Source organism: Streptomyces sp. NBC_01116 (assembly GCF_041435495.1).
In the GTDB taxonomy this organism is placed as follows: Bacteria; Actinomycetota; Actinomycetes; order Streptomycetales; family Streptomycetaceae; genus Streptomyces.
Genome location: NZ_CP108644.1, coordinates 3,656,448 through 3,682,906, shown reverse-complemented (window position 1 = coordinate 3,682,906; position 26,459 = coordinate 3,656,448). Strand labels below are relative to the sequence as shown.

Genomic DNA, 26,459 nt, shown 5'->3' with positions numbered 1-26,459 from the left:
CCGCTCGCCAGGTCCGCTGGCCGGCCTGATCCGCCATGCCGAGTATTGATAACACTGTTACTGTCGTCGTAGCTTGGGGATTGTGACACGACGAACTGGCAAGGCGATCTAGGGAGTTCGGATGTTCGAGACGTTGGGGCGCTTCATCCATCGGGGGCGCAAACCGCTGCTGATCCTCACACTGGTGTTCGCTGTCTTCTCGGGGGTGTACGGCCTCGGCGTCTTCGGTGACATGAAGCCCGGCGGCTTCGAGGACCCGAACTCCGAGAGCCGCAAGGCGGCGCTCCTGGCAGAGAAGGCGTTCCCGCAGCGGGCGCCCGACGCGGTCGTGGTCTACCGGAGCAAGGACAGGACGGTCGACGACCCCGCCTTCCAGAAGGCGGTCGTCGGCAAGATCTCCTCGCTGCCCGAGTCCTCGGTGACCGGCGCGGCGCACTACTGGATGACCAAGATGCCCGCCCAGGTCAGCCGGGACCGGCACGCCACCTACGTGGCGATGAACCTGAAGGGCAGCGACGACAACTCCAAGGAGGCGTCGTACAAGAAGGTCAAGGACCAGCTGGAGGTCGAGGGGTACGAGACCTTCCGCGGCGGCCCCGTCCCCACCGGCTTCCAGGCCGGTGAGCAGATCGGCGAGGACCTCGCCGTGGCCGAGGGCTTCTCCTTCCCCATCCTGTTCCTGCTGCTGGTCGTGGTCTTCGGCGGACTCGCGGCGGCCAGCCTCCCGCTGTTCGTGGGAGGGCTCTCGATCATCGGCTCCATGGCGGTGCTGAGGGTCATCGCCCAGTTCACCGACGTGTCGGTGTTCGCCATGAGCCTGGTCACGATCCTGGGCCTGGCCGTGGCCATCGACTACGGCCTGCTGATCGTCAGCCGCTACCGCGAGGAGCTGGCCGCCGGGCACACCGGCGAGGAGGCCCTCTCGCGTACGGTCGCCACCGCCGGCCGGACCGTCATGGTCTCCGGCATCACCGTGGCGGTCGCCCTGTTCGGCATGACCTTCTTCCCCTTCGCCTTCCTCAAGTCCATGGCGTACGGCGGCGTCGCCGCGGTCGTCCTCTCCGTCTTCTTCTCGATCATCGCGCTCCCCGCCGCGCTCGCGGTGATGGGCCCGAAGGTCAACGCGCTCTCCCTGCGCCGCAAGAAGGGCGCCACGGCTCCCGAGGCCAAGGACGAGGGCCCCTGGTTCCGGCTGGCGCACGGCCTGATGCGCCGCCCCGTCGCCGTCGCCGTGGTCGCCCTCGCGGTGATGCTGGCGCTCGCGGTGCCGTTCCTGCGGATCGACTTCGGCGCCAACGACGCGCGGCAGCTGCCCGACAGCGCGGAGGGCCGCCAGGTCCACAACATCATGGAGCGGGACTTCGAGGGCGACGGCGTCAAGTCCATCGACGCCCTGCTGAAGCTCTCCGGCGACGCGAAGTCCCCGGAGCAGGGCGCGGCGCTCCAGGCGTACGCCGAGCGGCTCGCGAAGGTGCCCGGAGCGAAGGACGCCCAGATCAGCGGGGTGGAAGGCACCTCGGGCCGGGTCTCCGTCAGCTTCGACGGGGTGGCGGTCTCCTCCGAGGCGCGCGACCTGGTGAACGACCTGCGCGAGGTGGAGCGGCCGGCGGGCTCCACGGTGTACTTCGGCGGTGAGACCGCGGTCTTCGACGACACGCTGGACGCGCTCGCCGACGTGCTGCCGTGGATGCTCCTGTACATCGCCATCGCGACGTACATCCTGCTCTTCCTGGCCTTCGGCTCGGTGCTGCTGCCGCTCAAGGCCATCGCGATGAACCTGCTGTCGCTGTCGGCCACCTTCGGCATCCTGGTCTGGATCTTCCAGGACGGGCACCTGGCCGACGTGATCGGGTTCGACCCGACCGGCAACATCGAGCCCAACATGCCGATCATGCTGTTCGCGCTGATCTTCGGCCTCTCCATGGACTACGAGGTCTTCCTCGTGTCCCGGATCCGGGAGCAGTACGACCAGCTCGGCGACCCGACCGCCGCCGTGGCGACGGGCCTCCAGAGCATCGGCAAGCTGATCGTCAGCGCCGCCCTGCTGATGTGCGTGCCGCTCGCGGCGATGGCGACCAGCGGTGTGCTCACCATGACGCTGTTCGGCGTCGGCATGGTGATCGCCATCCTGCTGGACGTGGCGGTGGTCCGCATCCTGCTGGTGCCGGCCGTCATGAAGCTGATGGGACGCGCCAGTTGGTGGGCCCCGGGCCCGCTCCAGAAGGTGTACGCGCGCTTCGGCATCAAGGAGGGCGACGCGGCCCTCGCGGAGAAGAGGCCCGCCGAGGAGCGCGTCCCCGTGGGCCGCTGAGCCGGCCTGCCCGCCGGGTGAAGTGCCCTGCTCAGCGGCGGCACTTCACCCGGCCGGGCCGGAATCCGCCCGTACCCGACCGACCGACTCGGATGTCGGGTACATTCGTCACATCCATTAGACAGTGTCTAACTGAGGTCATGGAGGACCGGATGGCCACGGAAGAGGCCGTACTGGGCGAGATCCTTCGCCCGATCAAAGGAAAGCTACGGCTGGCCGTGGCCGCTCAGGCGGTCTCGGCGATCGCGGGGGTCGTCCCCTTCATCGCCATCGCCGAACTCGGTCGGGTGCTGCTGAGCGACCACGCCGACCGCTCGGACCGGGCGTGGACCATCACGGCCGTCGCCGTCGGCGCCCTGCTCGTCAGGCTCGCCTTCATGCTGGCGGCGGGGGCCCTGTCGCACTTCGCCGACAACCAGCTGCAGTCGCACATCCGCCGGAGCCTGGTGGCCCGGCTGGCCCGGGTGCCGCTGGGCTGGTTCTCCGAGCGCAACTCCGGCACCGTGAAGAAGGCCGTGCAGGACGACGTGGACGCGATGCACCACATGATCGCCCACTCCGTCCTGGAGATGACGTCGGCGACCGTCGTCCCGGCGGTCTCGCTGGTCTACCTCTTCTGGGTCGACTGGCAGATGACGCTCGTGACGATCGCCCCGCTCGTCGTCGGGCTCGGCCTGTACAGCATCACCATGGCCCAGATGGCCAAGCACCTGCCGGACTACGACCGGGCCATGGGTGAGATCAACGGCAGCGCCGTCGAGTTCGTCCAGGGTGTCGCGGTGGTCAAGACGTTCGGCCAGACCCACCGGGCGCACCAGAAGTTCCGGGACGCGGCCGACGACTTCGCCGCCTTCTTCCTCTCCTGGGTCCGCTCCACCGTCCACTCCAAGGCGGTCGCGGAGATGGTCCTCTCGCCCATCGCCGTTCTGCTGGCGGTCGTCACCGGAGGCGCCTTCCTCGTCACGGGCGGCGGGCTCGCCGGCGTGGACATGCTGCCGTTCGCCCTGCTGGGCGTCGGCCTCACCGCGCCGGTGCTCGCGCTCTTCTACGCCAGCTACGAACTGCGGTTCGCCAAGGCGGCCGCGGCGCGGGTCGGCGACGTCCTGCACGCCGAGGAACTGCCCGTGGCCCAGGAGCCGATCAGCCCCGCGGGCGACCATGTCAGCTATCAGGGCGTGCGGTTCAGCTACGACGGGGAGAAGGAAGCCCTCTCGGGGATCGACCTCGACCTCGCCCCCGGCACGGTCACCGCGCTGGTCGGCCCCTCCGGCTCCGGCAAGAGCACCCTGGCCACCCTGCTGCCGAGGTTCGGCGACGTGACCGGCGGCAGCATCACCATCGGCGGCGTCGACATCCGGGACATCGCCCTGGACGACCTGTACCGCAGGGTCGCCTTCGTCTTCCAGGACGTCCGGCTCACCCAGACCTCGGTGGCCGACAACATCCGCATGGCCCGGCCCGACGCGAGCCGCCAGGACGTGATCGCCGCGGCCCGTGCCGCCTGCGTCCACGACGTGATCGAGGCGCTGCCCCGCGGGTACGACTCCGTGGTCGGCGAGGACGCCCGCTTCTCCGGCGGGCAGGCCCAGCGGGTCTCCATCGCCCGCGCGGTGCTCGCGGACACCCCGATCATCGTCCTGGACGAGGCGGCCGCCTACGCGGACCCGCAGTCCGAGGCGGAGGTGCAGGAAGCCCTGTCCGAGCTGACCCGGGGAAAGATCGTCCTGATGATCGCCCACCGGCTCTCCACCGTCGTCGAGGCGGACCGGATCGTGGTCCTGGAGAACGGGGAGCTCATCGAGTCGGGCACCCACGACGAACTCGTGGCCCGCGACGGCCGGTACGCCCGGATGTGGCACGCGCACGAACGCAGCACCAGCTGGCAGCCGCGCGGGAACGAGCCCGACCCGGCCGCCGCTCGAACGGGAGGAACCGGCCGATGATCAGCCAACTGCTCAAGCTGGTGGGACCGGAGCACAACCGGCCCATCCGCAGGATGATCACCGCGCTGGTCGTCTGCGCGGTCCTCCAGGGCGTCGCCTTCGCCCTGCTCGTCCCCATCCTCGAAGCCCTGCTCGGCCCGGACCCCGACTCCGTCTGGCCGTGGCTGTGGACGCTGCTCGGGGTGTCCGCGCTCTACTGCGCCGCCTACTACGACTCCCTGCGCACCGGCTTCGACGCCGGCGCCACCCTGTCCCGGATGCTGCACAACCGCATCGGCGACCAGGTGGCCTCGCTGCCGCTCGGCTGGTTCGGGCCCGAGCGGGTGGGCCGGCTCGGACAGCTCGCCACCAAGAGCGTCATGGACGTGATGGGCGTACCGGCCCATCTGCTGAGGCCGCTGGTCACCAGCTTCGTCACCCCCGCCACCGTCGTCGTCATCATGTACTTCTTCGACTGGCGGCTCGCCCTCGCGGCGACGCTCACGGTGCCGCTGATCGTCCTGGTCTACCGCTGGAGCGCGGGGCTCACCCGCTCCGCGGACGAGGCGCGCAGCGCCGCCCAGGCGGTGACCGGTGGGAAGGTCGTCGAGTTCGCCCAGCTCCAGCCGGTGCTGCGGGTGTTCGGGCGCAACGCGGAGGGCTCCGGCGGCAAGGGGCTGGACGCCGCGCTGGAGACGCAGGCCGAGGCGTCCCGGCGGGTGCTGATGACCGGGGTCCCCGGGCTGGTCAGCTTCGCCCTGGTGGTCCAGGCCGCGTTCACGGTGGTCCTGGTGACCGGCGTCTACCTGGCGCTGGAGGGCGGTCTGGACGTCGCCGCGCTGCTGGCGATCCTGGTGCTCGCGGCGCGCTTCACCGAGCCGATCGCCGAGGCCGCGGTCCTGGGATCCACCCTGCGCACCGCGCGGGCGGCCCTCGACCGGATCGCCGAGCTGCTGGCCGAGCCCCGGCTGCCGCAGACCGCCCACCCGCTCACGCCGCGGGGCCACGACATCGAGTTCGAGAACGTGGACTTCGGCTACGACGGCTCCCAGGTGCTGTCGGGGGTGTCGCTGAAGCTCGCGGAGGGCACGATGACGGCCCTGGTCGGGCCGTCCGGCTCCGGCAAGACCACGGTCAGCAAGCTGATCCCCCGGTTCTGGGACGTGGACGGCGGCGTCGTGCGGATGGGCGGGGTGGACGTCCGGGAGATCGACCCGGAGGTGCTGATGTCGAAGATCTCCGTGGTCTTCCAGGACGTCTACCTCTTCGAGGGCACGATCCTGGAGAACATCCGGCTGGGCCGCCCCGGAGCCGGCGACGAGGAGGTCCGCGAGGCGGGCCGGCTCGCCCGGGTCGAGGAGATCGCGCTCCGGCTGCCGATGGGCTGGGACACCAAGGTCGGCGAGGGCGGCGCGCTGCTCTCCGGCGGTGAGCGCCAGCGGGTCTCCATCGCGCGGGCGATCCTGAAGAACGCGCCGGTCGTGCTGCTGGACGAGGCGACCGCGTCGCTCGACCCGGAGAACGAGCGGGCGGTGCAGGAGGCGCTGGGTCACCTGACGGAGGGGCGGACGCTCCTGGTCATCGCGCACCGGCTGCAGACCGTGGCGGCGGCCGACCAGATCCTGCTGCTGGACGACGGGCGGATCGTGGAACAGGGCGCCCACGACGACCTCATGGCACGCGAAGGCCGGTACGCGTTCTTCTGGGCGCAGCGCAGCCGTGCCCGGCGCTGGCGGCTGGCCGCCCGGCCGGCCTGACCGGCCCCGCCCGGCCACCCCGACGTACCGTCCCGCCCCCCTGAACCACTCGTCCCCGGCAACCCCCGCGCCGGGGGCGAGTGCTCCACGATCCGGACCGACTGCCGCTCTGACATATGACAAAGGGTGATAAGAGAAAGTTAATTTCCGGTAGCAACCCATCGGGGCGAAGTAAGGATTGCCGGTCGGTATTGCCTGTCCGCGTTACTTCCGAGGGCCGGCAAGCTGTTTATCAGGCAACTTGAGCTTTCGTGGTCCCGTCAGGTCGCTGTCAGCTTCACTTTCCAGCTGCCGGTCTATACTTGACCGAAACCGATAGTTCCCATGGTCAGGCATTGACGAAAAGTGAGCTGTCTTGAAAGATACGGACAGGTCTTTTCGGCCATGTCCGAGTCACGTGTAACGAAGCGTTCATACAGCTGACACGTAGGGGCAAGCCAAGGGGCTGGGCGTTTATCTGAGAGTGCTGACATTCTTCCTGCGGGGGCATGAGATTCAGATGTCAACAGAGGTTCTCTTTCATTGGCCGATAACGGGTAGACAGGCCGAGCTCAAGGATGTGGAGCGCGCTCTCGGGCGCGGCGGCGGAGCGCTTCTGGTGGGCGGAACAGGAGTGGGTAAAAGCCTTCTTCTCGCCACCGCCCTGGAACGCGCCTCCGACGCGGGCCGCACCGTCCTTTCCGTCGGCGGCGCGAGCTGGAGCAGCGGCGCCCGCGCGAAGGGATACGGGTCGCTCGGCGAATGTCTGGACTCGATCGAACCCGCGGACCTGAGCGGCTCGGCCACCGAACGCCCGCTCGTCGGCGTCGACGACGCCCACCTCGTCGACGACGCCTCGGGCCACCGGCTCCACCGGCTCGTCGCGGCGGGCTCCATCAGCGTGCTCGCCGCCAGCCGCAAGGACGCCCACACGCCCGCCGGAATCGACAAACTCTGGGTGGACCGGCTCATCGACCACGTCGACGTGGCCCCGTTCGACCGCGCGCAGCTCCGGGACGTCCTGCACGCCCGGCTCGGCGGCCACACGGACGCGGCCACCCTGGAGCGCCTGTGGTCCGCCACGCACGGCAACGCGCTGGTACTGCGGGAACTGGTCGACCACGCCGTCGAGCAGAAGTCGCTCCGCCGCGTCGACGGCGTCTGGTGGTGGGAGGGGCTCACCCACCCTCCCAGCCGCCGGCTCTCCGAACTCATCCGCCTCGGACTGCGCGACCTCAGCCTCGACGAGCAGGAACTGGTCAACACCCTGGCCGTCGCCGAGCCGCTGGAGATGGACATCGCCGCCGCGTCCGGACTCGCGCACGCGGCCGAGTCCCTGGACCTCCGGGGCATCGTGGCCGTCCGCTACAACGGTACGCGCGTAGAACTGCGGCTGGCCGTCCCGCTCAGCCGGATGGTGGTCGTCTCCCGGATGTCCGACCTCACCGCGCAGCGGCTGCGCCGGCAGGTGGCGGACGCGATGGAACGCCGGGGGGCACGGCTCCCCGAGGACGCCCTGCGCGTCGTCTCGCTGCGCATCGAGGCCGGGCTGCTGCCGGAGCGCGAGCAACTGCTCGTCGCCGCGCGCACCGCGGTCCGGCGGCGGATGCACGAACTCGCCGAGCGGCTCTGCCTGCTGGCCCTGCGCGCCACCGACCCGGGAAAGCCGCTGCTGCACGGCGCCTCCGTGTCCGACTTCGGCGAGGGCCCGGAGGCCGTGTGCCGCATGGTGGCGCACGCGGTCCAGCGCTCGGACGCTCCCAGGGAATCCCTCCGGGCCGCCCTGCTCCTCGGCGAGGTCCTCATCGGCAAGGGCCGGCACGAGGAGGCCGAAGCGGTCTTCGACACGGCCCTGAGCGCCGCGGTGGACATCCCCCAGACGGAGTACGTCGCCGCCGTGCACGCCCGCGTGGTCAACCTGGCCTGGCGGCTGCGGCGGGTCAAGGACGCCGGTGCGGTGCTGGACCGCGCCGTCGCCGCCGTCGGACAGGGACAGGCGGGAGTGCTGCACGGCAGCCGCGCCCTGATCGCCATGATGTCCGACCGGCTGCGCGACGCCGTCGACATCGGTGAAGCCGTTCTGCGGACGGGGGACGCCCCGCAGGCCGTCACCCAGGCCCTGGTCCCGGTGATGGTGCTCGCCCGCTCCGAGCTCGGCGACGCGGCGGGCGCGCTGGAGTTACTCGGCCGCTACCGGGAGCCCTCCTTCGACTGGGACGGTGAAGCGGCTGCCCTCCTGGTGGCCCTGTCCGCCCGGTGCCTGTGGCACACGGGCAACCTCAGGGAGGCCGAGGACGCGCTGGTCACCACGCGCCGCTACGACGACGCCGACCGCTGGCCCGCGCTGCTCCGGACCGTCCTGGCCGGCGCCCGGCTGCTGCGGCTCCGCGGCGAACCCCAGCGGGCGGTGGCCCAGCTGCGGCAGGCGGTCGCCCTGGACACCTGCCACGAATGGCCGGTCACCCGCGCGTGGACGCTCGCCCAGCTGGGCGGCGCGCTGGCCGAGTCGGGGCAGCACGCGGAGGCGCTCCGCACCCTGGTCGAGGCCCGTACCGTGCAGCGCGAAGCCGTCTCCCACCCGATCGCCGACGACGAGATCGCCTACGACCGGGCCCTGGTCCTCGCCCACACCGGCGACTACTCCGGAGCCGCCTCCGCCGCCCTCGATCTCGCCGACCGCGCGGAGGCCGGAGGACGTACGCCCACCGCCCTGGCGGCCCTGCACCTGATCGCCCGGATCAAGGAGAACGCCTCCTACCGCTTCCGGTCCCGGGCCCGGCAGTTCGCCGCCAGGTGCGGCGGCACCACCGCCCGGGTGATGTCCGATCACATCCAGGCGCTGGCGGAGGCCGACGGGAACGCGCTCACCAAGGTCTCCCGGCAGTTCGGCGAGATGGGCGCACTGCCGCTCGCCGCCGAGGCGGCGGCCCAGGCCGCCCGCGCCCACCGGGCCGCCGGACAGCGCCGCAAGGGCCGGGAGGCCTGGGCCACCTGCGAGGACCTGATCCGCGGCGGCACCTTCGCGCTGCCGCCCTGGATCGTGAACGAGAACCGCGGCGACATGGCCCCGCTCACCCCGCGCGAACGCGAGGTGGCCGCGCTCGCCGCCACCGGGATGTCCAACCGCGACATAGCGCTCCGGCTCGTGGTGTCGGTTCGCACGGTCGAGAACCACCTGCACCGCATCTACCACAAGCTGGGCATCACGGAGCGGCAGGCGCTGCACCGCTCCCAGGGACAGGAGACACCGGTCCTCGGGGTCAGGCTGTCGGCCGGCTGACCGGTCCTCGGGGCCGCGCGGCCCCGAGGACCGGCGGGCGGAGGGCGGTGGCCGACGGGAGTCCTCGTCGGCCACCGCCCTCCGGCCCGTCCCGGCCCGGGGCCGCCCGTCAGCTCACCCCCGCGGTGGCCGCCACCGGTTCGGGCAGCGTGCCCTGGCGGACGAAGTAGGAGACGTAGGTGGCGAACAGCGCCTCGTCGATCTCCGGGCGGACGACCCCCGAGTCGCTCAGGAACGCCCGCGTGGCCTCGTCGGAGAACTCCGCCGCCTCGAACCTCTCCAGGTCCACGATCAGCCGCATGAGGGGGAACATCGAGTTCTGCACATCGGCCGACACCGCCTTCATCCACTTCAGGATGCTGACTTCCCGGATCTCGTACCCGGTGCCGCGGACGAGTTCGAGGATCCGGTCCGAATCCAGCGAGCCCGCGCTCACCTGGTGGAACACCTGCCCGGTCGACCGGGCGTCACGGGAGGCGGCGACCAGCGCGGCGCTCACGTAGTCGACCGGCACCATGTTCATGTCCAGCCCGAACCGCCGCGGATACACGCCCGCCTGGATCGACCCCTTGATGAACCGCCACACGAAGTCGTTCGGCTGGCAGGCCCCGGTGGTCGAGTCGCCCCACACCTGCCCCGGCCGGTGGACGGTCACCGGCACCCCGCGCCGGTGGGCCTCCAGCACCAACTGCTCGGCCACCCACTTGCTCTTGGTGTATCCGAGGGACAGCGACTCGGGCGGCCCGGTCGGGTCCGACTCCTTCCGCGGGGTCTCGTGCTCCTTGGGCTCGAAGATGCCGGTCGTCGAGACGTGGTGCAGCGTGGCGCCGGACGCGCACGCCAGCCGCAGGACCTCGTGGGTGGCGTCCACCGTCGGCTTGCGCAGCCACTTGTAGAGGGTGAGGAAGTTGACCTTGGCCGCGGAGTGGTAGACCGCGCCGATGCGCGCGGCCAGCTCCGCGTACACGTCCTCCTCCATGCCGAGCCGGGGACGCGTGACGTCCCCGGTCACGACCCGGACGCGGGAGAGGTCCACCTGGTCCAGCACCTCGTAGGAGCCGAGCGTCTTGCGCAGCCGCGCGAGACCCGCCTCGGCGTCGGCGGCCCGTACCAGGCAGTGCACGGTCAGGCCGTGCGCCAACAGGTCCTTCAGCAGGAAGCTCCCGAGGAACCCGGTCGCGCCGGTGAGCAGCACCTCGGAGACCGTGCTCGGGTCCTTCGCGTCGAAACCGGTGATGTCGTCGGCGAGCACGACATCCTCCGCGAACTCCTCGGCGATTCCCGCATACGTGGGCGGAGTCATCAGTCTTCTTCGTTCCTTTCCCGGGACACGGTCCCCGGATCCGTGACGCATCAAAGCGGCGGACTCAGCCGCCGGCGGCCTGGGCTATCGCCCCGCCGAGCAGCGACAGGGCCTCCTTCACGTCTTCGTCCGACGCGATGATCGGGGGCAGCAGCCGCAGCGTCGTCGGACGGCTGATGCAGGGGGAGATGACGAGACCGCTGCCGGCCAGGGCCGCCAGCACGTTGCCGGAGACCTCGGCCGTGGTGAAGTCGATGCCCCACAGCAGACCCCGGCCCCGCGTCCCGGCCACCACGTCGCCGTGGCGGTCCTCGATCTCGGCCAGACCGGCGGACAGCGCCGCGGCGATCCGCTCACCGTCCTCGACGTGCTCCTCGATGGCGGCCAGCGCCGTGGGGATCACGCCCGTACCCAGGGGGTGGCCGCTGAACGTCGCGGTGTGCAGCATCGGGTCGGCCAGCAGCGGCGCGAACAGCCGGTCGTTGCCGACAGCCGCCGACACCGGCACCACTCCGCCGCCGAGCGGCTTGCCGAGCAGCACGGCGTCCACCGGCAGACCGGCCTCCAGCGCCAACGACCGCGCGCCGCACCGCCGCAGCCCCACCTGGATCTCGTCCGAGACGACGAACGCGCCGTGCTCCCGCGCGTCCTGGCACCAGCGGGACAGGACGGCTTCGTCCAGGATCCGCACGCCGTTCTCGGCCTGCACCGGTTCGAAGAAGACGGCGGCGACGTCCCGCTCGGCGATGACCCGCGCCACCGCCTCCGGGTCGTCGGGGGCGATGTGCACGACGTCCCGCAGCAACGGCTCCAGTCCGGCGCGGAACCTGTCGTTGTGGGTCAGCGACAGCGCCCCGAGGGTCTTCCCGTGGAACGCGCCCTCGACGGCCACGACCGTGGTCCGGCCGGTCGCCAGCCGCGCGAGCTTCAACGCGACCTCCACGGCGTCGGCGCCGCCGCACCCGAAGTAGACCCGGTTCAGCGTTCCGCCCAGGTACTCGGTCAGCTTCTCCGCGGCCAGCGGGGCCGCCGGGTTCTGGACCGTCCGGGTGGAGGTGGGCAGGACGTCCAACTGCGCCCGGACCGCGTCGACCACGGCCGGGTTGCGGTGCCCGAGCAGAGCCACGGCGTACGAGCCGAAGTCCAGCACGGAACGGCCGTCCGACAAGGTCACCCGGCAGCCTTCGGAGGAAGACTCCACAGCGCCCTGCCCACTGAACTTCCCGGCCACCGAAAGAGCGGGGGAGAAGTGCTTCTTCACCCGTCGGAAGGTCGCCTTGGCATCGTCCGCACGAAGTTCACTCATGGTTTTCCCCCTAGACGCTCTGGCCGACGATGTCCCGCTGGTAGCCCTCAAGCGCCTTGGCCACAGCGGGGTGAATCATCTCGGCGACCATCGGCAGGCCGATATCGAATTCCACCTTCAGCTCCAGGCCGGTCCCCTCCGCGTCCTCCACGACCTGCCAGTACCCCTCGTAGAGCGCGAGATCGCCCTCCACCTGCCGAAACGCGACCCGGCGCCGCTCGGCGTCGATGACGTCCTCCTGCTCCCACTCCATCTCCGACCCCTTGAGCTCGACCACCCAGCTGCTTTCGCGGAGGCCGTCCTTCTCGCCGGTTATCTCGACCTCGTTGACGCCGCCCATGTACGAAGGGAACGCCTCGATGTCCAGCAGTGCCTTCCACAGCTGATCAGGACTTCCGGCGCCCCGGTGAATTTCATGCAGTACGGCCACGGGAATTTCCTCTCCTCGCTATTCAGGGGATTCTTCGGCGATCCGCATTTTAGGAGCGCCGACCGTCCGATCAGCCGGTCGCGAGGGCATACCTGACACGTCATTGACAGCCTGACGGGGCGCCCGCGGACCGGACGCCGCGGCGGGCGCGGACGCCCGCGCCCCTCAGGCGGAGTCCCGCCGCTGCGCCGTACCGCCCCGCTCCACCAGGGCCGTCAGCCGGTCCAGCTCGGCCCGCATCGAACGCTGCTCGCTGGACAGCTGGTCCACCCGGCGGCGCAGCCGCACCACCTCCAGGTCGTCGCCCTCCTCGTGCGGGTGCGCCTGGTCCCCGACGCCCTCCTCACCGTCGTGCTCCAGCGCCCAGAGGCCGCCCCGGCCATGACCGGCCTCGTGTATCTGCCGTACGGCGGAACCGTGCCCGCCCCGGTCGTCCTCGGGAGCGCGCAGCCTCCGCACCGTCGACGCGCCGCTCCGCTGGAGCGCGAGCGCCAACTGCTCGCGGAACCGCTCCCGCTGAGGGTGTACGGAGACCAGCTCCTCCAGCCGGCCGATCACCTGGCGGTGCCGGCCGAGCCGGAGGGATGCCTCGCACAGGTCCTCCACGGCCGACAGGCGTTCCTCCTCCAGCCGGGCCGCGACCCCCGCGCACAGCGGACCGTGCGAAGCGCCGTCCAGCGCCGGTCCGCGCCACAGCCCGAGCGCCCTGCGCAGCAGGGCGGCGGCGGCCTCCGGGTCCGTCGCCAGCTGCCGTCGCGCCCGCGCCGTCCGTAACCGGAACTGCACGCTGTCGAGCTCCTCCGGCCCGGCCTGGAGCAGATAGCCGGAACCGCGCGCGATGAGACGGGGGGTGTTCGCCCGCGGCGGCTCCGCCTCGATCAGCTGCTGGCGCAGCCGTGAGACGTGCGCCTGCAGCGCGTTGATCGCCTTGTCGGGGGCGTTGCGCCCCCACAGCTCGTTGATCAGGGTGTCCGTGGGAACCACGGAGTCCAGGCGCACCAGGAGTACGCCGAGCAGCACACGCTGCTTGGGGCTGTTCAACGGAATGCTCCGCCGCCTGACATCGTCGTAGATCTCAGGGGCACCCAGTACACGGAACTGCATCACAGCCTCCACCGGTCCGCGCGGCCTGCACGGTGCCGCGTCACCGAGGCCATCACGTCCCCGTGGTCCGCATCGTGAGTACCCAGGTACTCAAACCCCGGCCTTCTCCGCGCGCCGTGCCGCTCCTCGCCCGCGCCCGCGCGATGTCTCCGGGGGCTCCGGGCGGCGGGGAAGCGGGTTCCGGAAGCTGAGTACCGGTTACTCAGGCCCCGCACGCCGAAACCGTGATGGCCTGCTTCCCATGCACCGACAGCAAGGACAGGAGCGCATGACATGACCCGGTGGGATGCGGAGGCGGCCGTCGTCGGACTCGGTTCGTGGGGGGCCTCGGCCCTGTGGCGCCTGGCCGCCCGGGGCGTCGACGTCCTGGGCTTCGACCAGTCCGCCGTGGGCCGGGACGCCGACTCGCGGCAGCCGGGCTCCACCATGTTCCGGCTCAGCCGCTCCGAGCACCCGGGACTCGTCGCGCTGGCCCGCCGGTCACGGGAGCTGTGGGCGGAGCTGGAGGACGCCGCGCGCACGCGGCTGTTCGTCCCCTCCGGCGGACTCGTGGTCGGCCCGCAGGACGGTCCGACGGCCGGGGGCGCCCTGCGGACGGCACGCGACCACGACATCGACGTCCGCACCTTCTCCGCCCGCGCGCTCCGCTTCCAGTACCCGCGCCACACCGGGGTCCCCGACCACCACATCGGCGTGTGGGAGCCGTCCGCCGGGCTGCTCCGCCCGGAGGCCGCCCTCCACGCCGCCGTCGGTGCCGCCCGGACCGCCGGAGCCCGGGTCTTCGAGTACACCCGGATCACCGCGATCGACCTCGTCCCGGGCGGCGTCGTGCTGCGCTCGGCCCAGCGGGACGTCCGGGTACGCCGGGTCGCGGTGACGGCCGGCCCCTGGCTGTCGAGGCTGGTCCCCGAGGTCCCGCTGGAGACGTACCGCGCGCCGGTCACCTGGTTCCGCCCGCTCGAAGCGGACGCGGGCTTCGCTCCGGAGGAGTTCCCCGTCTTCGTGCGCGAGTTCGACGACGGCCGGGTCCTGCACGGCAGCGGGGCCGAGGGCGACCAGGACATCAGACTGAGCCTGGAGGACCGGGGGGTGGCCAAGCCGACGGACCCCGACGACGTGGACCCGGCCGTGCTGTACGAGGACTGGTCCGGTCTCGCGAAGCTGCTGCCCGCGAAGGTGCCGGGCCTGCACCCGCTGCCCGCCAGGACCGCGGCGTCCCGGACGACCCGCACCCCGGGCGCGCCCTTCGTCCTCGACAGCCCGGCCGGCGACCCCCGCCTGGTGGTCGCGGGCGGCAGCGGCACCCGGGGGCTCCAGCACTCCACCGGCATCGGCGACGCCCTCGCGGACCTCCTCCTCGGAGCCGGGACCGGAGCCGGGGCCGTCCCGGACGCCGCCGCGATCGGCGGCCTTCGCTGAGCTGAGCGCCCGGCACGCGGCTGAACCCCGCGCCACGAGGACGCCTCCACCGCGCGGGGGACCGGTGCGCCCGCACTCCTTGACGGGCGGCACGGCCGGGCGAAGAATTCACCATATGATGAATAGCGAACCCGGGGCACCCCCGGCCGAGACCCCGACACACCCGCCACCCCCGGCGATCGCAGCCCGCGGCCTCACCGTCGTGCGCGGCGACCGCACCGTTCTGCGCGCCCTCGACTTCACCGTCCGCCCCGGCAGCATCACCGGCCTCCTCGGCCCCTCGGGCTGCGGCAAGACCACGCTCATGCGCACCGTGGTCGGCACCCAGGCCCGGGCCACCGGCACCCTCGACGTCCTCGGCCGCCCCGCGGGCGACCCGGCGCTGCGCAGCCGCATCGGTTACGTCACCCAGGCGCCCTCCGTCTACACCGACCTCACCGTCCGGCAGAACCTCGACTACTTCGCCGCCGTCCTGCACCCCGGCCGCGCCCACCGGGCCGCCCGCCGCGACGCCGTCACCCGCGCCATCGGTGACGTCGACCTCACCAGCCACTCCGGCGACCTCGCCGGGGCGCTCTCCGGCGGCCAGCGCAGCCGCGTCTCCCTGGCCGTCGCCCTCCTCGGCACCCCGGAGCTGCTGGTCCTGGACGAACCGACCGTCGGGCTCGACCCCGTACTCCGCCGGGACCTCTGGGACCTCTTCCACCGCCTGGCCGCCGACCGCGGCACCGCACTCCTCGTCTCCTCGCACGTCATGGACGAGGCCGAGCGCTGCCACCGCCTCCTCCTGATGCGGGACGGCCTGATCCTCGCCGAGGACACCCCCGACGCACTGCGCCGCCGCACCGGCACGGAGACCGTCGAGGACGCGTTCCTCCGCCTGGTCGACGAAGCCGCGCCCGCCACCCGGGAGGACTCCCGATGAAGGCCACCGCCCCGCCCGCGCCCGAGGGCGCACCCGCCCGCACGCTCACCCCGTCCCGCACGACCGCCACCGCCGCCCGCGTCCTGCGCCAGCTGACCCACGACCCCCGCACGATCGCGCTCCTCGTGATCGTCCCGGTCCTGCTGATCACGCTGCTCCGTTACGTCTTCGACGGCGCGGCCGGGACCTTCGACGCGACCGGAGCCTCCCTCCTCGGCATCTTCCCGCTGATCACGATGTTCCTGGTCACCTCGATCGCCACCCTGCGCGAACGCACCTCGGGCACCCTGGAGCGCCTCCTCGCCCTCCCGCTCGGCAAGGCCGACCTGATCGCGGGCTACGCCCTCGCGTTCGGCGCGGTCGCGGTCCTCCAGTCGGCGCTCGCCACGGCCGTCTCCCTCTGGCTGCTCGGCCTGGACGTCGTCGGCTCGCCGTGGCTGCTGCTCCTGGTCGCCCTGCTCGACGCCCTGCTCGGCACCGCGCTCGGCCTGTTCGTCTCGGCGTTCGCCGCGTCCGAGTTCCAGGCGGTCCAGTTCATGCCGGCGGTGATCTTCCCGCAGCTCCTGCTGTGCGGCCTGTTCACCCCGCGCGAGGCGATGCACCCGGTCCTGGAGGCGATCTCCAACGTCCTGCCCATGTCCTACGCGGTCGACGGCATGAACCAGGTCCTCCACCACCCCGACATCACCGGCGACTTCGTCCGCGACATCGCCGTCGTCACGGGAAGCGCCCTCCTGGTCCTCTGCCTCGGCGCGATCACCCTCCGCCGCCGTACGCCGTGAGAACCCCGGTGCGAGGATGACGGGGAAGACGGCGGGACAGCCGAACCAGACGCTCGACAGCAGAGCACAGCCCAGCACCGCCCGGAGGGTGAACGCATGACCCAGACAGTCGCAGTCCTCGGCACCGGCAAGATCGGCGAGGCCCTGCTCAGCGGGATGATCCGGGCGGGCTGGCGACCGGCCGACCTCCTGGTGACCACCCGTCGCGGCGACCGGGCCCGGGAACTCCACACGCGGTACGGGGTCGAGTCCGTCACCAACGCGGAGGCGGCGAAGAACGCCGACGTCCTCATCCTCGCGGTCAAGCCGCAGGACATGGGCAAGCTCCTGGACGAGCTGGCCCCGCACGTCACCGCCGACCGCCTGGTCATCAGCGCCGCGGCCGGCATCACCACCGCGTTCATCGAGGACCGGCTCACCCCGGACACCCCGGTCGTCCGGGTCATGCCCAACACCCCGGTCCTCGTGGACGAGGGCATGTCCGTCATCTCGGCCGGCAGCCACGCCACCGGCGCGCACCTCGCCACCGCCGAGGAGATCTTCGGCGGCGTCGGCAAGACCCTGCGCGTCCCGGAGTCCCAGCAGGACGCGGCGACCGCCCTCTCGGGCTCCGGCCCCGCCTACTTCTACTTCCTGGTCGAGGCCATGACCGACGCGGGCATCCTGCTCGGCCTGCCCCGCGCCCAGGCCCACGACCTCATCGTCCAGGCCGCGATCGGCGCCGCCGTCATGCTCCGGGACAGCGGCGAACACCCGGTCAAGCTCCGCGAAGCCGTGACCAGCCCGGCCGGCACCACCATCAGCGCCATCCGCGAGCTGGAGAACCACGGAGTGCGCGCGGCCCTCATCGCCGCCCTGGAGGCGGCCCGCGACCGCAGCCGCGAACTGGCCTCCGGCAACGGCTGACGCCCAGCTCAGCCCCACCGTCCGCCCCCGGCCACCGGCACCACCGGCCGGGGGTTGACACACTCCGGACACATCCGTAGTGTGCTCCGAGTTGTCCGACGTGAGCGCCGACCCCGGTCGGTCCCCGGACAGCCATTCCGCAGTGACCACGACAGAACACGCGACCTCGTGTCGCATGCTTTTTCGTGTGCCTGCGCGAAATGAGGAATCCGCGTTCGAGAGAACGCACCCCGATTAGCGTCGGGGCGCAGGATTCCGCTAAAGTCTCACTCGTCGGAACGGCCCAACGGCCGTGAAGGCAGCCCCCGCTGACTGGGAATCAGGCCCGAAAGGATCTGATAGAGTCGGACTCGCCGGAAAGGGAAAACGCGAAAGCGAAGGACCTGGAAGGCGGGATGCGAGACCCGCTTCGACCGGGAATCGGACACGAAAGAGTCTGATAGAGTCGGAAACGCAAGACAGCGAGACAAAAGAAGTAAACGAAGGGAAGCGCCCGGAGGGCCCCGGTGATACGGGACCGAAGGAAGCGTCCGTTCCTTGAGAACTCAACAGCGTGCCAAAAGTCAACGCCAGATATGTTGATACCCCGGCCTGCTTCGGCAGGTTGGTGGTTCCTTTGAAAGTCCTGCGGGTCCACTTCGGTGGCTTAGGCAGGCAATTACACAGCGAGGACGCTGTGAACAACGGGTCTTATTCCGACCGGTTGTTCCGCTCTCGTGATGTGTGCACCCGATTACGGGTAAACATTCACGGAGAGTTTGATCCTGGCTCAGGACGAACGCTGGCGGCGTGCTTAACACATGCAAGTCGAACGATGAAGCCTTTCGGGGTGGATTAGTGGCGAACGGGTGAGTAACACGTGGGCAATCTGCCCTTCACTCTGGGACAAGCCCTGGAAACGGGGTCTAATACCGGATAACACTCTGTCCCGCATGGGACGGGGTTAAAAGCTCCGGCGGTGAAGGATGAGCCCGCGGCCTATCAGCTTGTTGGTGGGGTAATGGCCTACCAAGGCGACGACGGGTAGCCGGCCTGAGAGGGCGACCGGCCACACTGGGACTGAGACACGGCCCAGACTCCTACGGGAGGCAGCAGTGGGGAATATTGCACAATGGGCGAAAGCCTGATGCAGCGACGCCGCGTGAGGGATGACGGCCTTCGGGTTGTAAACCTCTTTCAGCAGGGAAGAAGCGAAAGTGACGGTACCTGCAGAAGAAGCGCCGGCTAACTACGTGCCAGCAGCCGCGGTAATACGTAGGGCGCAAGCGTTGTCCGGAATTATTGGGCGTAAAGAGCTCGTAGGCGGCTTGTCACGTCGGATGTGAAAGCCCGGGGCTTAACCCCGGGTCTGCATTCGATACGGGCTAGCTAGAGTGTGGTAGGGGAGATCGGAATTCCTGGTGTAGCGGTGAAATGCGCAGATATCAGGAGGAACACCGGTGGCGAAGGCGGATCTCTGGGCCATTACTGACGCTGAGGAGCGAAAGCGTGGGGAGCGAACAGGATTAGATACCCTGGTAGTCCACGCCGTAAACGTTGGGAACTAGGTGTTGGCGACATTCCACGTCGTCGGTGCCGCAGCTAACGCATTAAGTTCCCCGCCTGGGGAGTACGGCCGCAAGGCTAAAACTCAAAGGAATTGACGGGGGCCCGCACAAGCAGCGGAGCATGTGGCTTAATTCGACGCAACGCGAAGAACCTTACCAAGGCTTGACATATACCGGAAAGCATCAGAGATGGTGCCCCCCTTGTGGTCGGTATACAGGTGGTGCATGGCTGTCGTCAGCTCGTGTCGTGAGATGTTGGGTTAAGTCCCGCAACGAGCGCAACCCTTGTTCTGTGTTGCCAGCATGCCCTTCGGGGTGATGGGGACTCACAGGAGACTGCCGGGGTCAACTCGGAGGAAGGTGGGGACGACGTCAAGTCATCATGCCCCTTATGTCTTGGGCTGCACACGTGCTACAATGGCCGGTACAATGAGCTGCGATGCCGCGAGGCGGAGCGAATCTCAAAAAGCCGGTCTCAGTTCGGATTGGGGTCTGCAACTCGACCCCATGAAGTCGGAGTTGCTAGTAATCGCAGATCAGCATTGCTGCGGTGAATACGTTCCCGGGCCTTGTACACACCGCCCGTCACGTCACGAAAGTCGGTAACACCCGAAGCCGGTGGCCCAACCCCTTGTGGGAGGGAGCTGTCGAAGGTGGGACTGGCGATTGGGACGAAGTCGTAACAAGGTAGCCGTACCGGAAGGTGCGGCTGGATCACCTCCTTTCTAAGGAGCACTTCTTACCAGGTTCGCTTGGTCAGAGGCCAGTACACCGGCGAATGTTCGGTGCTGGTTGCTCATGGGTGGAACGTTGACTATTCGGCACGATGAGCACGGTTTCGTGAGTACTGCTTCGGCGTGGAAAACGGGAACGGGTTGGTCGTGTCGGGCACGTTGTTGGGTATCTGAGGGTACGGGCTCGTTTGAGTCTGTCCTTCGGTTGCCGGCCCCAGTGAACTCGCCCTTAGGGGTGGGGTGATGGGTGGCTGGTCGTTGTTTGAGAACTGCACAGTGGACGCGAGCATCTGTGGCCAAGTTTTTAAGGGCGCACGGTGGATGCCTTGGCACCAGGAACCGATGAAGGACGTGGGAGGCCACGATAGTCCCCGGGGAGCTGTCAACCAAGCTTTGATCCGGGGGTTTCCGAATGGGGAAACCCGGCAGTCGTCATGGGCTGTCACCCGCTGCTGAACACATAGGCAGTGTGGAGGGAACGAGGGGAAGTGAAACATCTCAGTACCCTCAGGAAGAGAAAACAACCGTGATTCCGGGAGTAGTGGCGAGCGAAACTGGATGAGGCCAAACCGTATGCGTGTGATACCCGGCAGGGGTTGCGCATGCGGGGTTGTGGGATCTCTCTTTCACAGTCTGCCGGCTGTGGGACGAGTCAGAAACCGTTGATGTAGGCGAAGGACATGCGAAAGGTCCGGCGTAGAGGGTAAGACCCCCGTAGCTGAAACATCAACGGCTCGTTTGAGAGACACCCAAGTAGCACGGGGCCCGAGAAATCCCGTGTGAATCTGGCGGGACCACCCGCTAAGCCTAAATATTCCCTGGTGACCGATAGCGGATAGTACCGTGAGGGAATGGTGAAAAGTACCGCGGGAGCGGAGTGAAATAGTACCTGAAACCGTGTGCCTACAAGCCGTGGGAGCGTCGCTGTATGTGCTTGCACATGCAGTCGTGACTGCGTGCCTTTTGAAGAATGAGCCTGCGAGTTAGCGGTGTGTAGCGAGGTTAACCCGTGTGGGGAAGCCGTAGCGAAAGCGAGTCCGAACAGGGCGATTGAGTTGCACGCTCTAGACCCGAAGCGGAGTGATCTAGCCATGGGCAGGTTGAAGCGGAGGTAAGACTTCGTGGAGGACCGAACCCACCAGGGTTGAAAACCTGGGGGATGACCTGTGGTTAGGGGTGAAAGGCCAATCAAACTCCGTGATAGCTGGTTCTCCCCGAAATGCATTTAGGTGCAGCGTCGTGTGTTTCTTGCCGGAGGTAGAGCACTGGATAGGCGATGGGCCCTACCGGGTTACTGACCTTAGCCAAACTCCGAATGCCGGTAAGTGAGAGCGCGGCAGTGAGACTGTGGGGGATAAGCTCCATGGTCGAGAGGGAAACAGCCCAGAGCATCGACTAAGGCCCCTAAGCGTACGCTAAGTGGGAAAGGATGTGGAGTCGCAGAGACAACCAGGAGGTTGGCTTAGAAGCAGCCACCCTTGAAAGAGTGCGTAATAGCTCACTGGTCAAGTGATTCCGCGCCGACAATGTAGCGGGGCTCAAGCGTACCGCCGAAGTCGTGTCATTCGTACATATATCCCCAACGGGAGTACGGATGGGTAGGGGAGCGTCGTGTGCCGGGTGAAGCAGCCGCGGAAGCGAGTTGTGGACGGTTCACGAGTGAGAATGCAGGCATGAGTAGCGATACACACGTGAGAAACGTGTGCGCCGATTGACTAAGGGTTCCTGGGTCAAGCTGATCTGCCCAGGGTAAGTCGGGACCTAAGGCGAGGCCGACAGGCGTAGTCGATGGACAACCGGTTGATATTCCGGTACCCGCTTTGAAACGCCCAGTACTGAATCAGGCGATGCTAAGTCCGTGAAGCCGGCCCGATCTCTTCGGAGTTGAGGGTAGTGGTGGAGCCGATGAACCAGACTTGTAGTAGGTAAGCGATGGGGTGACGCAGGAAGGTAGTCCAGCCCGGGCGGTGGTTGTCCCGGGGTAAGGGTGTAGCCCGTGTGGTAGGCAAATCCGTCACACGTTAAGGGTGAGACCTGATGCCGAGCCGATTGTGGTGAAGTGGATGATCCTATGCTGTCGAGAAAAGCCTCTAGCGAGTTTCATGGCGGCCCGTACCCTAAACCGACTCAGGTGGTCAGGTAGAGAATACCGAGGCGTTCGGGTGAACTATGGTTAAGGAACTCGGCAAAATGCCCCCGTAACTTCGGGAGAAGGGGGGCCATCACTGGTGATAGCACTTGCTGCTTGAGCTGGGGGTGGCCGCAGAGACCAGCGAGAAGCGACTGTTTACTAAAAACACAGGTCCGTGCGAAGCCGTAAGGCGATGTATACGGACTGACGCCTGCCCGGTGCTGGAACGTTAAGGGGACCGGTTAGCTGCCTTTCGGGGTGGCGAAGCTGAGAACTTAAGCGCCAGTAAACGGCGGTGGTAACTATAACCATCCTAAGGTAGCGAAATTCCTTGTCGGGTAAGTTCCGACCTGCACGAATGGCGTAACGACTTCTCGACTGTCTCAACCATAGGCCCGGTGAAATTGCACTACGAGTAAAGATGCTCGTTTCGCGCAGCAGGACGGAAAGACCCCGGGACCTTTACTATAGTTTGATATTGGTGTTCGGTTCGGCTTGTGTAGGATAGGTGGGAGACTTTGAAGCGGCCACGCCAGTGGTTGTGGAGTCGTCGTTGAAATACCACTCTGGTCGTGCTGGATGTCTAACCTGGGTCCGTGATCCGGATCAGGGACAGTGTCTGATGGGTAGTTTAACTGGGGCGGTTGCCTCCTAAAGAGTAACGGAGGCGCCCAAAGGTTCCCTCAGCCTGGTTGGCAATCAGGTGTTGAGTGTAAGTGCACAAGGGAGCTTGACTGTGAGACCGACGGGTCGAGCAGGGACGAAAGTCGGGACTAGTGATCCGGCAGTGGCTTGTGGAAGCGCTGTCGCTCAACGGATAAAAGGTACCCCGGGGATAACAGGCTGATCTTCCCCAAGAGTCCATATCGACGGGATGGTTTGGCACCTCGATGTCGGCTCGTCGCATCCTGGGGCTGGAGTCGGTCCCAAGGGTTGGGCTGTTCGCCCATTAAAGCGGTACGCGAGCTGGGTTTAGAACGTCGTGAGACAGTTCGGTCCCTATCCGCTGTGCGCGTAGGAATATTGAGAAGGGCTGTCCCTAGTACGAGAGGACCGGGACGGACGAACCTCTGGTGTGCCAGTTGTCCTGCCAAGGGCATGGCTGGTTGGCTACGTTCGGAAAGGATAACCGCTGAAAGCATCTAAGCGGGAAGCCTGCTTCGAGATGAGTATTCCCACCCTCTTGAAGGGTTAAGGCTCCCAGTAGACGACTGGGTTGATAGGCCAGATGTGGAAGCCCTGTAAGGGGTGGAGCTGACTGGTACTAATAGGCCGAGGGCTTGTCCTCAGTTGCTCGCGTCCACTGTGTTAGTTCTGAAATAACGAACGGCCGTGTTTTTCCGGTGTTGGTTAATTTCATAGTGTTTCGGTGGTCATTGCGTTAGGGAAACGCCCGGTTACATTCCGAACCCGGAAGCTAAGCCTTTCAGCGCCGATGGTACTGCAGGGGGGACCCTGTGGGAGAGTAGGACGCCGCCGAACAATTTTTCCGGGAAAGCCCCGTGCCTTGTGGCACGGGGCTTTTCTGCGTTCCGAACGTCTAGGGTCGAACCATGCGCTACGAACTGGTCATCTTCGACAACGATGGTGTGCTCGTCGACAGTGAGCCGCTCGCCAACACCGTCCTCTCCGGCTACCTCACCGAGCTGGGTCACCCCACCTCGTACGACGAGTCGCTCCGTGACTACATGGGGTCCGCCGTGCACCGGGTCCACGATCTCGTCGAGGAGCGGACCGGGCAGAAGCTGCCCGAGGACTTCGACTCCACGCTCAACGCCCGCACGTTCGCCGCCTTCCAGCGGGAGCTGGTGGGGGTGCAGGGAGCCGAGGAGCTGCTCGGCAAGCTCGTCGCGGACGGGGTGGACTACTGCGTCGCCTCCTCCGGGAGCCACGAGCGGATCCGGGTCGGACACCGCAAGACGGGGATCGACCAGTGGTTCGAGGAGGAGTGGATCTTCAGCTCGGAGGATGTCGGACGGGGCAAGCCGGCGCCGGACCTGTTCCTCTACGCCGCCGAGCGGATGGGCGTCGCTCCGGAGAAGTGCGTCGTCATCGAGGACAGCCCGCTCGGGGTCGAGGCGGCCCGTGCCGCGGGGATGGACGTGTACGGGTTCACGTCGATGATGCCCGCCGACCGGCTCACCGGAGTGACCGGGCACTTCTCCGACATGGCCCAGCTTCCCGAACTGCTCGCCTGATCCATCTACCCCTGGGTAGAGCCTGGCTCTACGCTCGCGGCCATGACTGATGCGGGCTTGCGGCACGGCAGGGCCTCCCTGGGGTTGAGCTTCGGCGTTCAAGGGGTGGCCTTCGCCCTTCTGGTGACGCGTATCCCCGCCATTCAGGACCAGTACGGGATATCCGACGGGCTGCTGCCCGTCTTCCTCGCCGCTGTCCCGATCCTGGCGGGGGCCGGCAGCGTGGCCACCGAGAAGGTGGTCGCGCGGGTGCGGCCCGGTGTCGTCCTGCGGTGGTCCCAGCCCCTGGTCCTGCTCGCCCTCCTCGGGGTGGGCGCGGGGCGGGAGGTGTGGCACGTCGCCGTCGCGCTCGGCGTCTTCGGGCTGGCCGTCGGGGCGCTGGACGCCTCGATGAACATGCTGGGCGTCAGCCTCCAGCGGGCGTACGGGCGCAGCATCATGCTCGGCTTCCACGCCGCCTACAGCCTCGGCGGGATCGCGGGGGCGTCTCTGGCGTGGGCCGGGGCGCGGTGGGACCTGTCGTTGCTCGTGTCCTACCTGCCCGTCGTGGCGGTGCTGTTGCCCGCGGCGCTGGTCGGGAGCCGGTGGTACACGGAGGGCGAGGGGCCGGGGGCGAAGGAGTCCGGCCCGGCGGGCGCCGGCGGGGCCGTGTCGTTCCGGCTGCTGCTGCCGCTGTGCCTCGTCATGAGCTTCGCGTACATCGGGGACTCGACGGTCTCCAACTGGAGTGCCAAGTACCTCCAGGACGTGCTCGGCAGTTCGGAGCAGCTCGCGACCGTCCCGTACAACGTCTACATGGTGACGACCCTGCTGGGGCGGGCCGTGGGGGACCTCGGGGTGCGGCGGTTCGGGGCGGTCGCCGTGGTGCGGGGCGGGAGTCTGCTGGCGGCCGGCGGTTTCGCCGTCGTGGCGGTGGCGCCCGGGGCCTGGGCGGGGATGCTCGGGTTCACGATGCTCGGGTTCGGGCTCTGCGTGATCGTGCCGCAGACCTTCGCGGCGGCCGGGCGGATGTTCCCGGGGAACAGCGACGCGGCCGTGGCCCGGTTGAACATCTTCAACTATGTGGGGTTTCTGGTCGGTTCGCCGCTCGTGGGCGCTCTGGGGGATGCGTGGAGTTACCGCGGCGCCATGCTCGTGCCGATGGTCCTGGTGCTGGCGACGCTCGTGTATGCCCGCGCGTTCGGGCCGGAGCCCGCCCGATACGGTGGCGGGCATGAGCGGCCGCACACAGCTGATGTGGGATGACGCAGTTACGGGATACGACTTCGGGGAGACGCACCCCATGGACCCGGTCCGGCTGGCCCTGACGATGGGGCTGGTGCGGGCGTTCGGGCTCGACGGGGCGGTGGATCTGCGGTCCGCGAAGCCCGTGGGGGACTCCACCCTGCGGCTCGTGCACCGAGAGGACTATGTGGCGGCGGTCCGGGCCGCCTCCGCGGATCCGCGGGAGGCCGACCAGGACTACGGGCTCGGCACCGTGGACGATCCGGCGTTCGCCGGGATGCACGAGGCGTCCGCGCTGATCGCGGGACTCTCGGTGGGTGCGGCCGAGGCCGTGTGGCGGGGTGAGTGCGAGCACGCGGTGAACTTCACCGGGGGGCTGCATCACGCCATGCCCGGTTCGGCCGCCGGGTTCTGCGTCTACAACGACCCCGCGCTCGCCATCGCCCGGCTGCTGGAGCTGGGCGCGGAGCGGATCGCGTACGTCGATGTGGACGTCCACCACGGGGACGGGGTGCAGGCCGCGTTCTGGGAGGACCCGCGCGTGCTGACGATCTCGCTGCACGAGCACCCGAGGACCCTCTTCCCGCAGACCGGGTGGCCGGAGGAGACCGGGTCCGGGGCGGGGGAGGGCTCCGCGGTGAACGTGGCGCTGCCGGCCGGGACCGGGGACGCGGGGTGGCTGCGGGCGTTCCACGCGGTGGTGCCCGAGCTGCTCGCCGACTTCCGGCCCCAGGTGCTCGTCACCCAGCACGGGGCGGACACGCACTTCGAGGACCCGCTCGCCCATCTCGCGGTCTCCCTGGACGCGCAGCGGTCGGTCATGGAGTCCTGCCACGAGCTGGCCCACCGGTACGTGGACGGCGGGCGCTGGGTGTCGCTGGGCGGCGGCGGTTACGCGGTGGTGGACGTGGTGCCCCGGTCGTGGACGCATCTCGTCGGGATCGCGGCGCACGCTCCCGTCGATCCGGAGTCGGTGGTGCCGCCGTCCTGGCGGGATCTCGTCTACGCCCGTACGCGGCAGCTGGGGCCGGGCCGGATGACCGACGGGCGTACGCCGTCCTGGAAGGCCTGGGAGGACGGGTACGACCCGGCGGACCGGCTGGACCAGGCGGTGCTGGCGTCCCGGAAGGCGGCGTTCCCGCCGCGGGGGCTGCTTACCTGAGGTCCGGGCGGTGCGGGGGCATTGTGCCGTGCGTTACGC

General features: G+C 68.5%; 15 protein-coding genes and 3 rRNA genes. 14 read left to right on the top strand and 4 right to left on the bottom strand.

Annotated features, from left to right (window positions below; genetic code table 11):
• Positions 1-121: 121 nt before the first annotated feature.
• The 4 genes from OG245_RS16065 to OG245_RS16050 all read left to right on the top strand — a co-directional run bounded on the left by OG245_RS16065 (position 122) and on the right by OG245_RS16050 (position 9,249).
• Positions 122-2,311: an MMPL family transporter gene (locus tag OG245_RS16065; protein ID WP_371624215.1), complete on the top strand. Its 2,190-nt coding sequence runs from the start codon at positions 122-124 to the stop codon at positions 2,309-2,311.
• 152 nt (positions 2,312-2,463) lie between these two features.
• Positions 2,464-4,254, top strand: a complete 1,791-nt coding sequence (locus tag OG245_RS16060) for an ABC transporter ATP-binding protein (RefSeq protein ID WP_371624214.1) — start codon at positions 2,464-2,466, stop codon at positions 4,252-4,254.
• The gene (locus OG245_RS16055) at positions 4,251-5,990 is read left to right on the top strand and encodes an ABC transporter ATP-binding protein (RefSeq protein WP_371624213.1); all 1,740 of its coding nucleotides are present in this window, start codon (positions 4,251-4,253) and stop codon (positions 5,988-5,990) included. Before OG245_RS16060 ends, OG245_RS16055 begins: the two co-directional genes overlap by 4 nt.
• Positions 5,991-6,603: 613 nt before the next feature.
• Positions 6,604-9,249, top strand: a complete 2,646-nt coding sequence (locus OG245_RS16050; protein WP_371624212.1) for a LuxR C-terminal-related transcriptional regulator — start codon at positions 6,604-6,606, stop codon at positions 9,247-9,249.
• A gap of 109 nt (positions 9,250-9,358) precedes the next feature.
• Here OG245_RS16050 and OG245_RS16045 read toward each other — a convergent pair whose 3' ends face one another.
• From OG245_RS16045 to OG245_RS16030, 4 genes are all read right to left on the bottom strand, one after another.
• The gene (locus tag OG245_RS16045) at positions 9,359-10,552 is read right to left on the bottom strand and encodes a thioester reductase domain-containing protein (RefSeq protein ID WP_371624211.1); all 1,194 of its coding nucleotides are present in this window, start codon (positions 10,550-10,552) and stop codon (positions 9,359-9,361) included.
• A 64-nt stretch (positions 10,553-10,616) separates the two neighbouring features.
• Complete coding sequence (locus tag OG245_RS16040; protein ID WP_371624210.1) at positions 10,617-11,858, bottom strand: aspartate aminotransferase family protein; 1,242 nt, start codon at positions 11,856-11,858, stop codon at positions 10,617-10,619.
• A 10-nt stretch (positions 11,859-11,868) separates the two neighbouring features.
• Complete coding sequence (locus OG245_RS16035) at positions 11,869-12,288, bottom strand: type II toxin-antitoxin system RatA family toxin (RefSeq protein ID WP_371624209.1); 420 nt, start codon at positions 12,286-12,288, stop codon at positions 11,869-11,871.
• Between the two features lie 165 nt (positions 12,289-12,453).
• Positions 12,454-13,392: a BTAD domain-containing putative transcriptional regulator gene (locus OG245_RS16030; protein ID WP_371624208.1), complete on the bottom strand. Its 939-nt coding sequence runs from the start codon at positions 13,390-13,392 to the stop codon at positions 12,454-12,456.
• A gap of 273 nt (positions 13,393-13,665) precedes the next feature.
• Between OG245_RS16030 and OG245_RS16025 the strand changes: the two genes are divergently transcribed.
• The 10 genes from OG245_RS16025 (at position 13,666) to OG245_RS15980 (ending at position 26,420) form a co-directional block, all read left to right on the top strand.
• Positions 13,666-14,811, top strand: coding sequence for an FAD-dependent oxidoreductase (locus OG245_RS16025; RefSeq protein WP_371624207.1), 1,146 nt, complete (start codon positions 13,666-13,668; stop codon positions 14,809-14,811).
• 115 nt (positions 14,812-14,926) lie between these two features.
• Complete coding sequence (locus OG245_RS16020; protein WP_371624206.1) at positions 14,927-15,736, top strand: ABC transporter ATP-binding protein; 810 nt, start codon at positions 14,927-14,929, stop codon at positions 15,734-15,736.
• Positions 15,733-16,518, top strand: coding sequence for an ABC transporter permease (locus OG245_RS16015; RefSeq protein WP_371624205.1), 786 nt, complete (start codon positions 15,733-15,735; stop codon positions 16,516-16,518). Before OG245_RS16020 ends, OG245_RS16015 begins: the two co-directional genes overlap by 4 nt.
• A gap of 96 nt (positions 16,519-16,614) precedes the next feature.
• Complete coding sequence (gene proC / locus OG245_RS16010) at positions 16,615-17,424, top strand: pyrroline-5-carboxylate reductase (protein ID WP_371624204.1); 810 nt, start codon at positions 16,615-16,617, stop codon at positions 17,422-17,424.
• 746 nt (positions 17,425-18,170) lie between these two features.
• A 16S ribosomal RNA gene (locus OG245_RS16005) occupies positions 18,171-19,696 on the top strand.
• Positions 19,697-19,999: 303 nt separating this feature from the next.
• Positions 20,000-23,124, top strand: a 23S ribosomal RNA gene (locus OG245_RS16000).
• A gap of 77 nt (positions 23,125-23,201) precedes the next feature.
• Positions 23,202-23,318: ribosomal RNA gene (gene rrf / locus OG245_RS15995) — 5S ribosomal RNA — on the top strand.
• Together the 16S, 23S and 5S rRNA genes form the textbook arrangement of a ribosomal RNA operon.
• A 71-nt stretch (positions 23,319-23,389) precedes the next feature.
• The gene (locus tag OG245_RS15990; RefSeq protein WP_371624203.1) at positions 23,390-24,034 is read left to right on the top strand and encodes an HAD family hydrolase; all 645 of its coding nucleotides are present in this window, start codon (positions 23,390-23,392) and stop codon (positions 24,032-24,034) included.
• Positions 24,035-24,076: 42 nt separating this feature from the next.
• Positions 24,077-25,279, top strand: a complete 1,203-nt coding sequence (locus tag OG245_RS15985) for an MFS transporter (protein WP_371624202.1) — start codon at positions 24,077-24,079, stop codon at positions 25,277-25,279.
• Positions 25,248-26,420, top strand: a complete 1,173-nt coding sequence (locus OG245_RS15980; RefSeq protein ID WP_371624201.1) for an acetoin utilization protein AcuC — start codon at positions 25,248-25,250, stop codon at positions 26,418-26,420. Before OG245_RS15985 ends, OG245_RS15980 begins: the two co-directional genes overlap by 32 nt.
• Positions 26,421-26,459 lie beyond the last annotated feature (39 nt).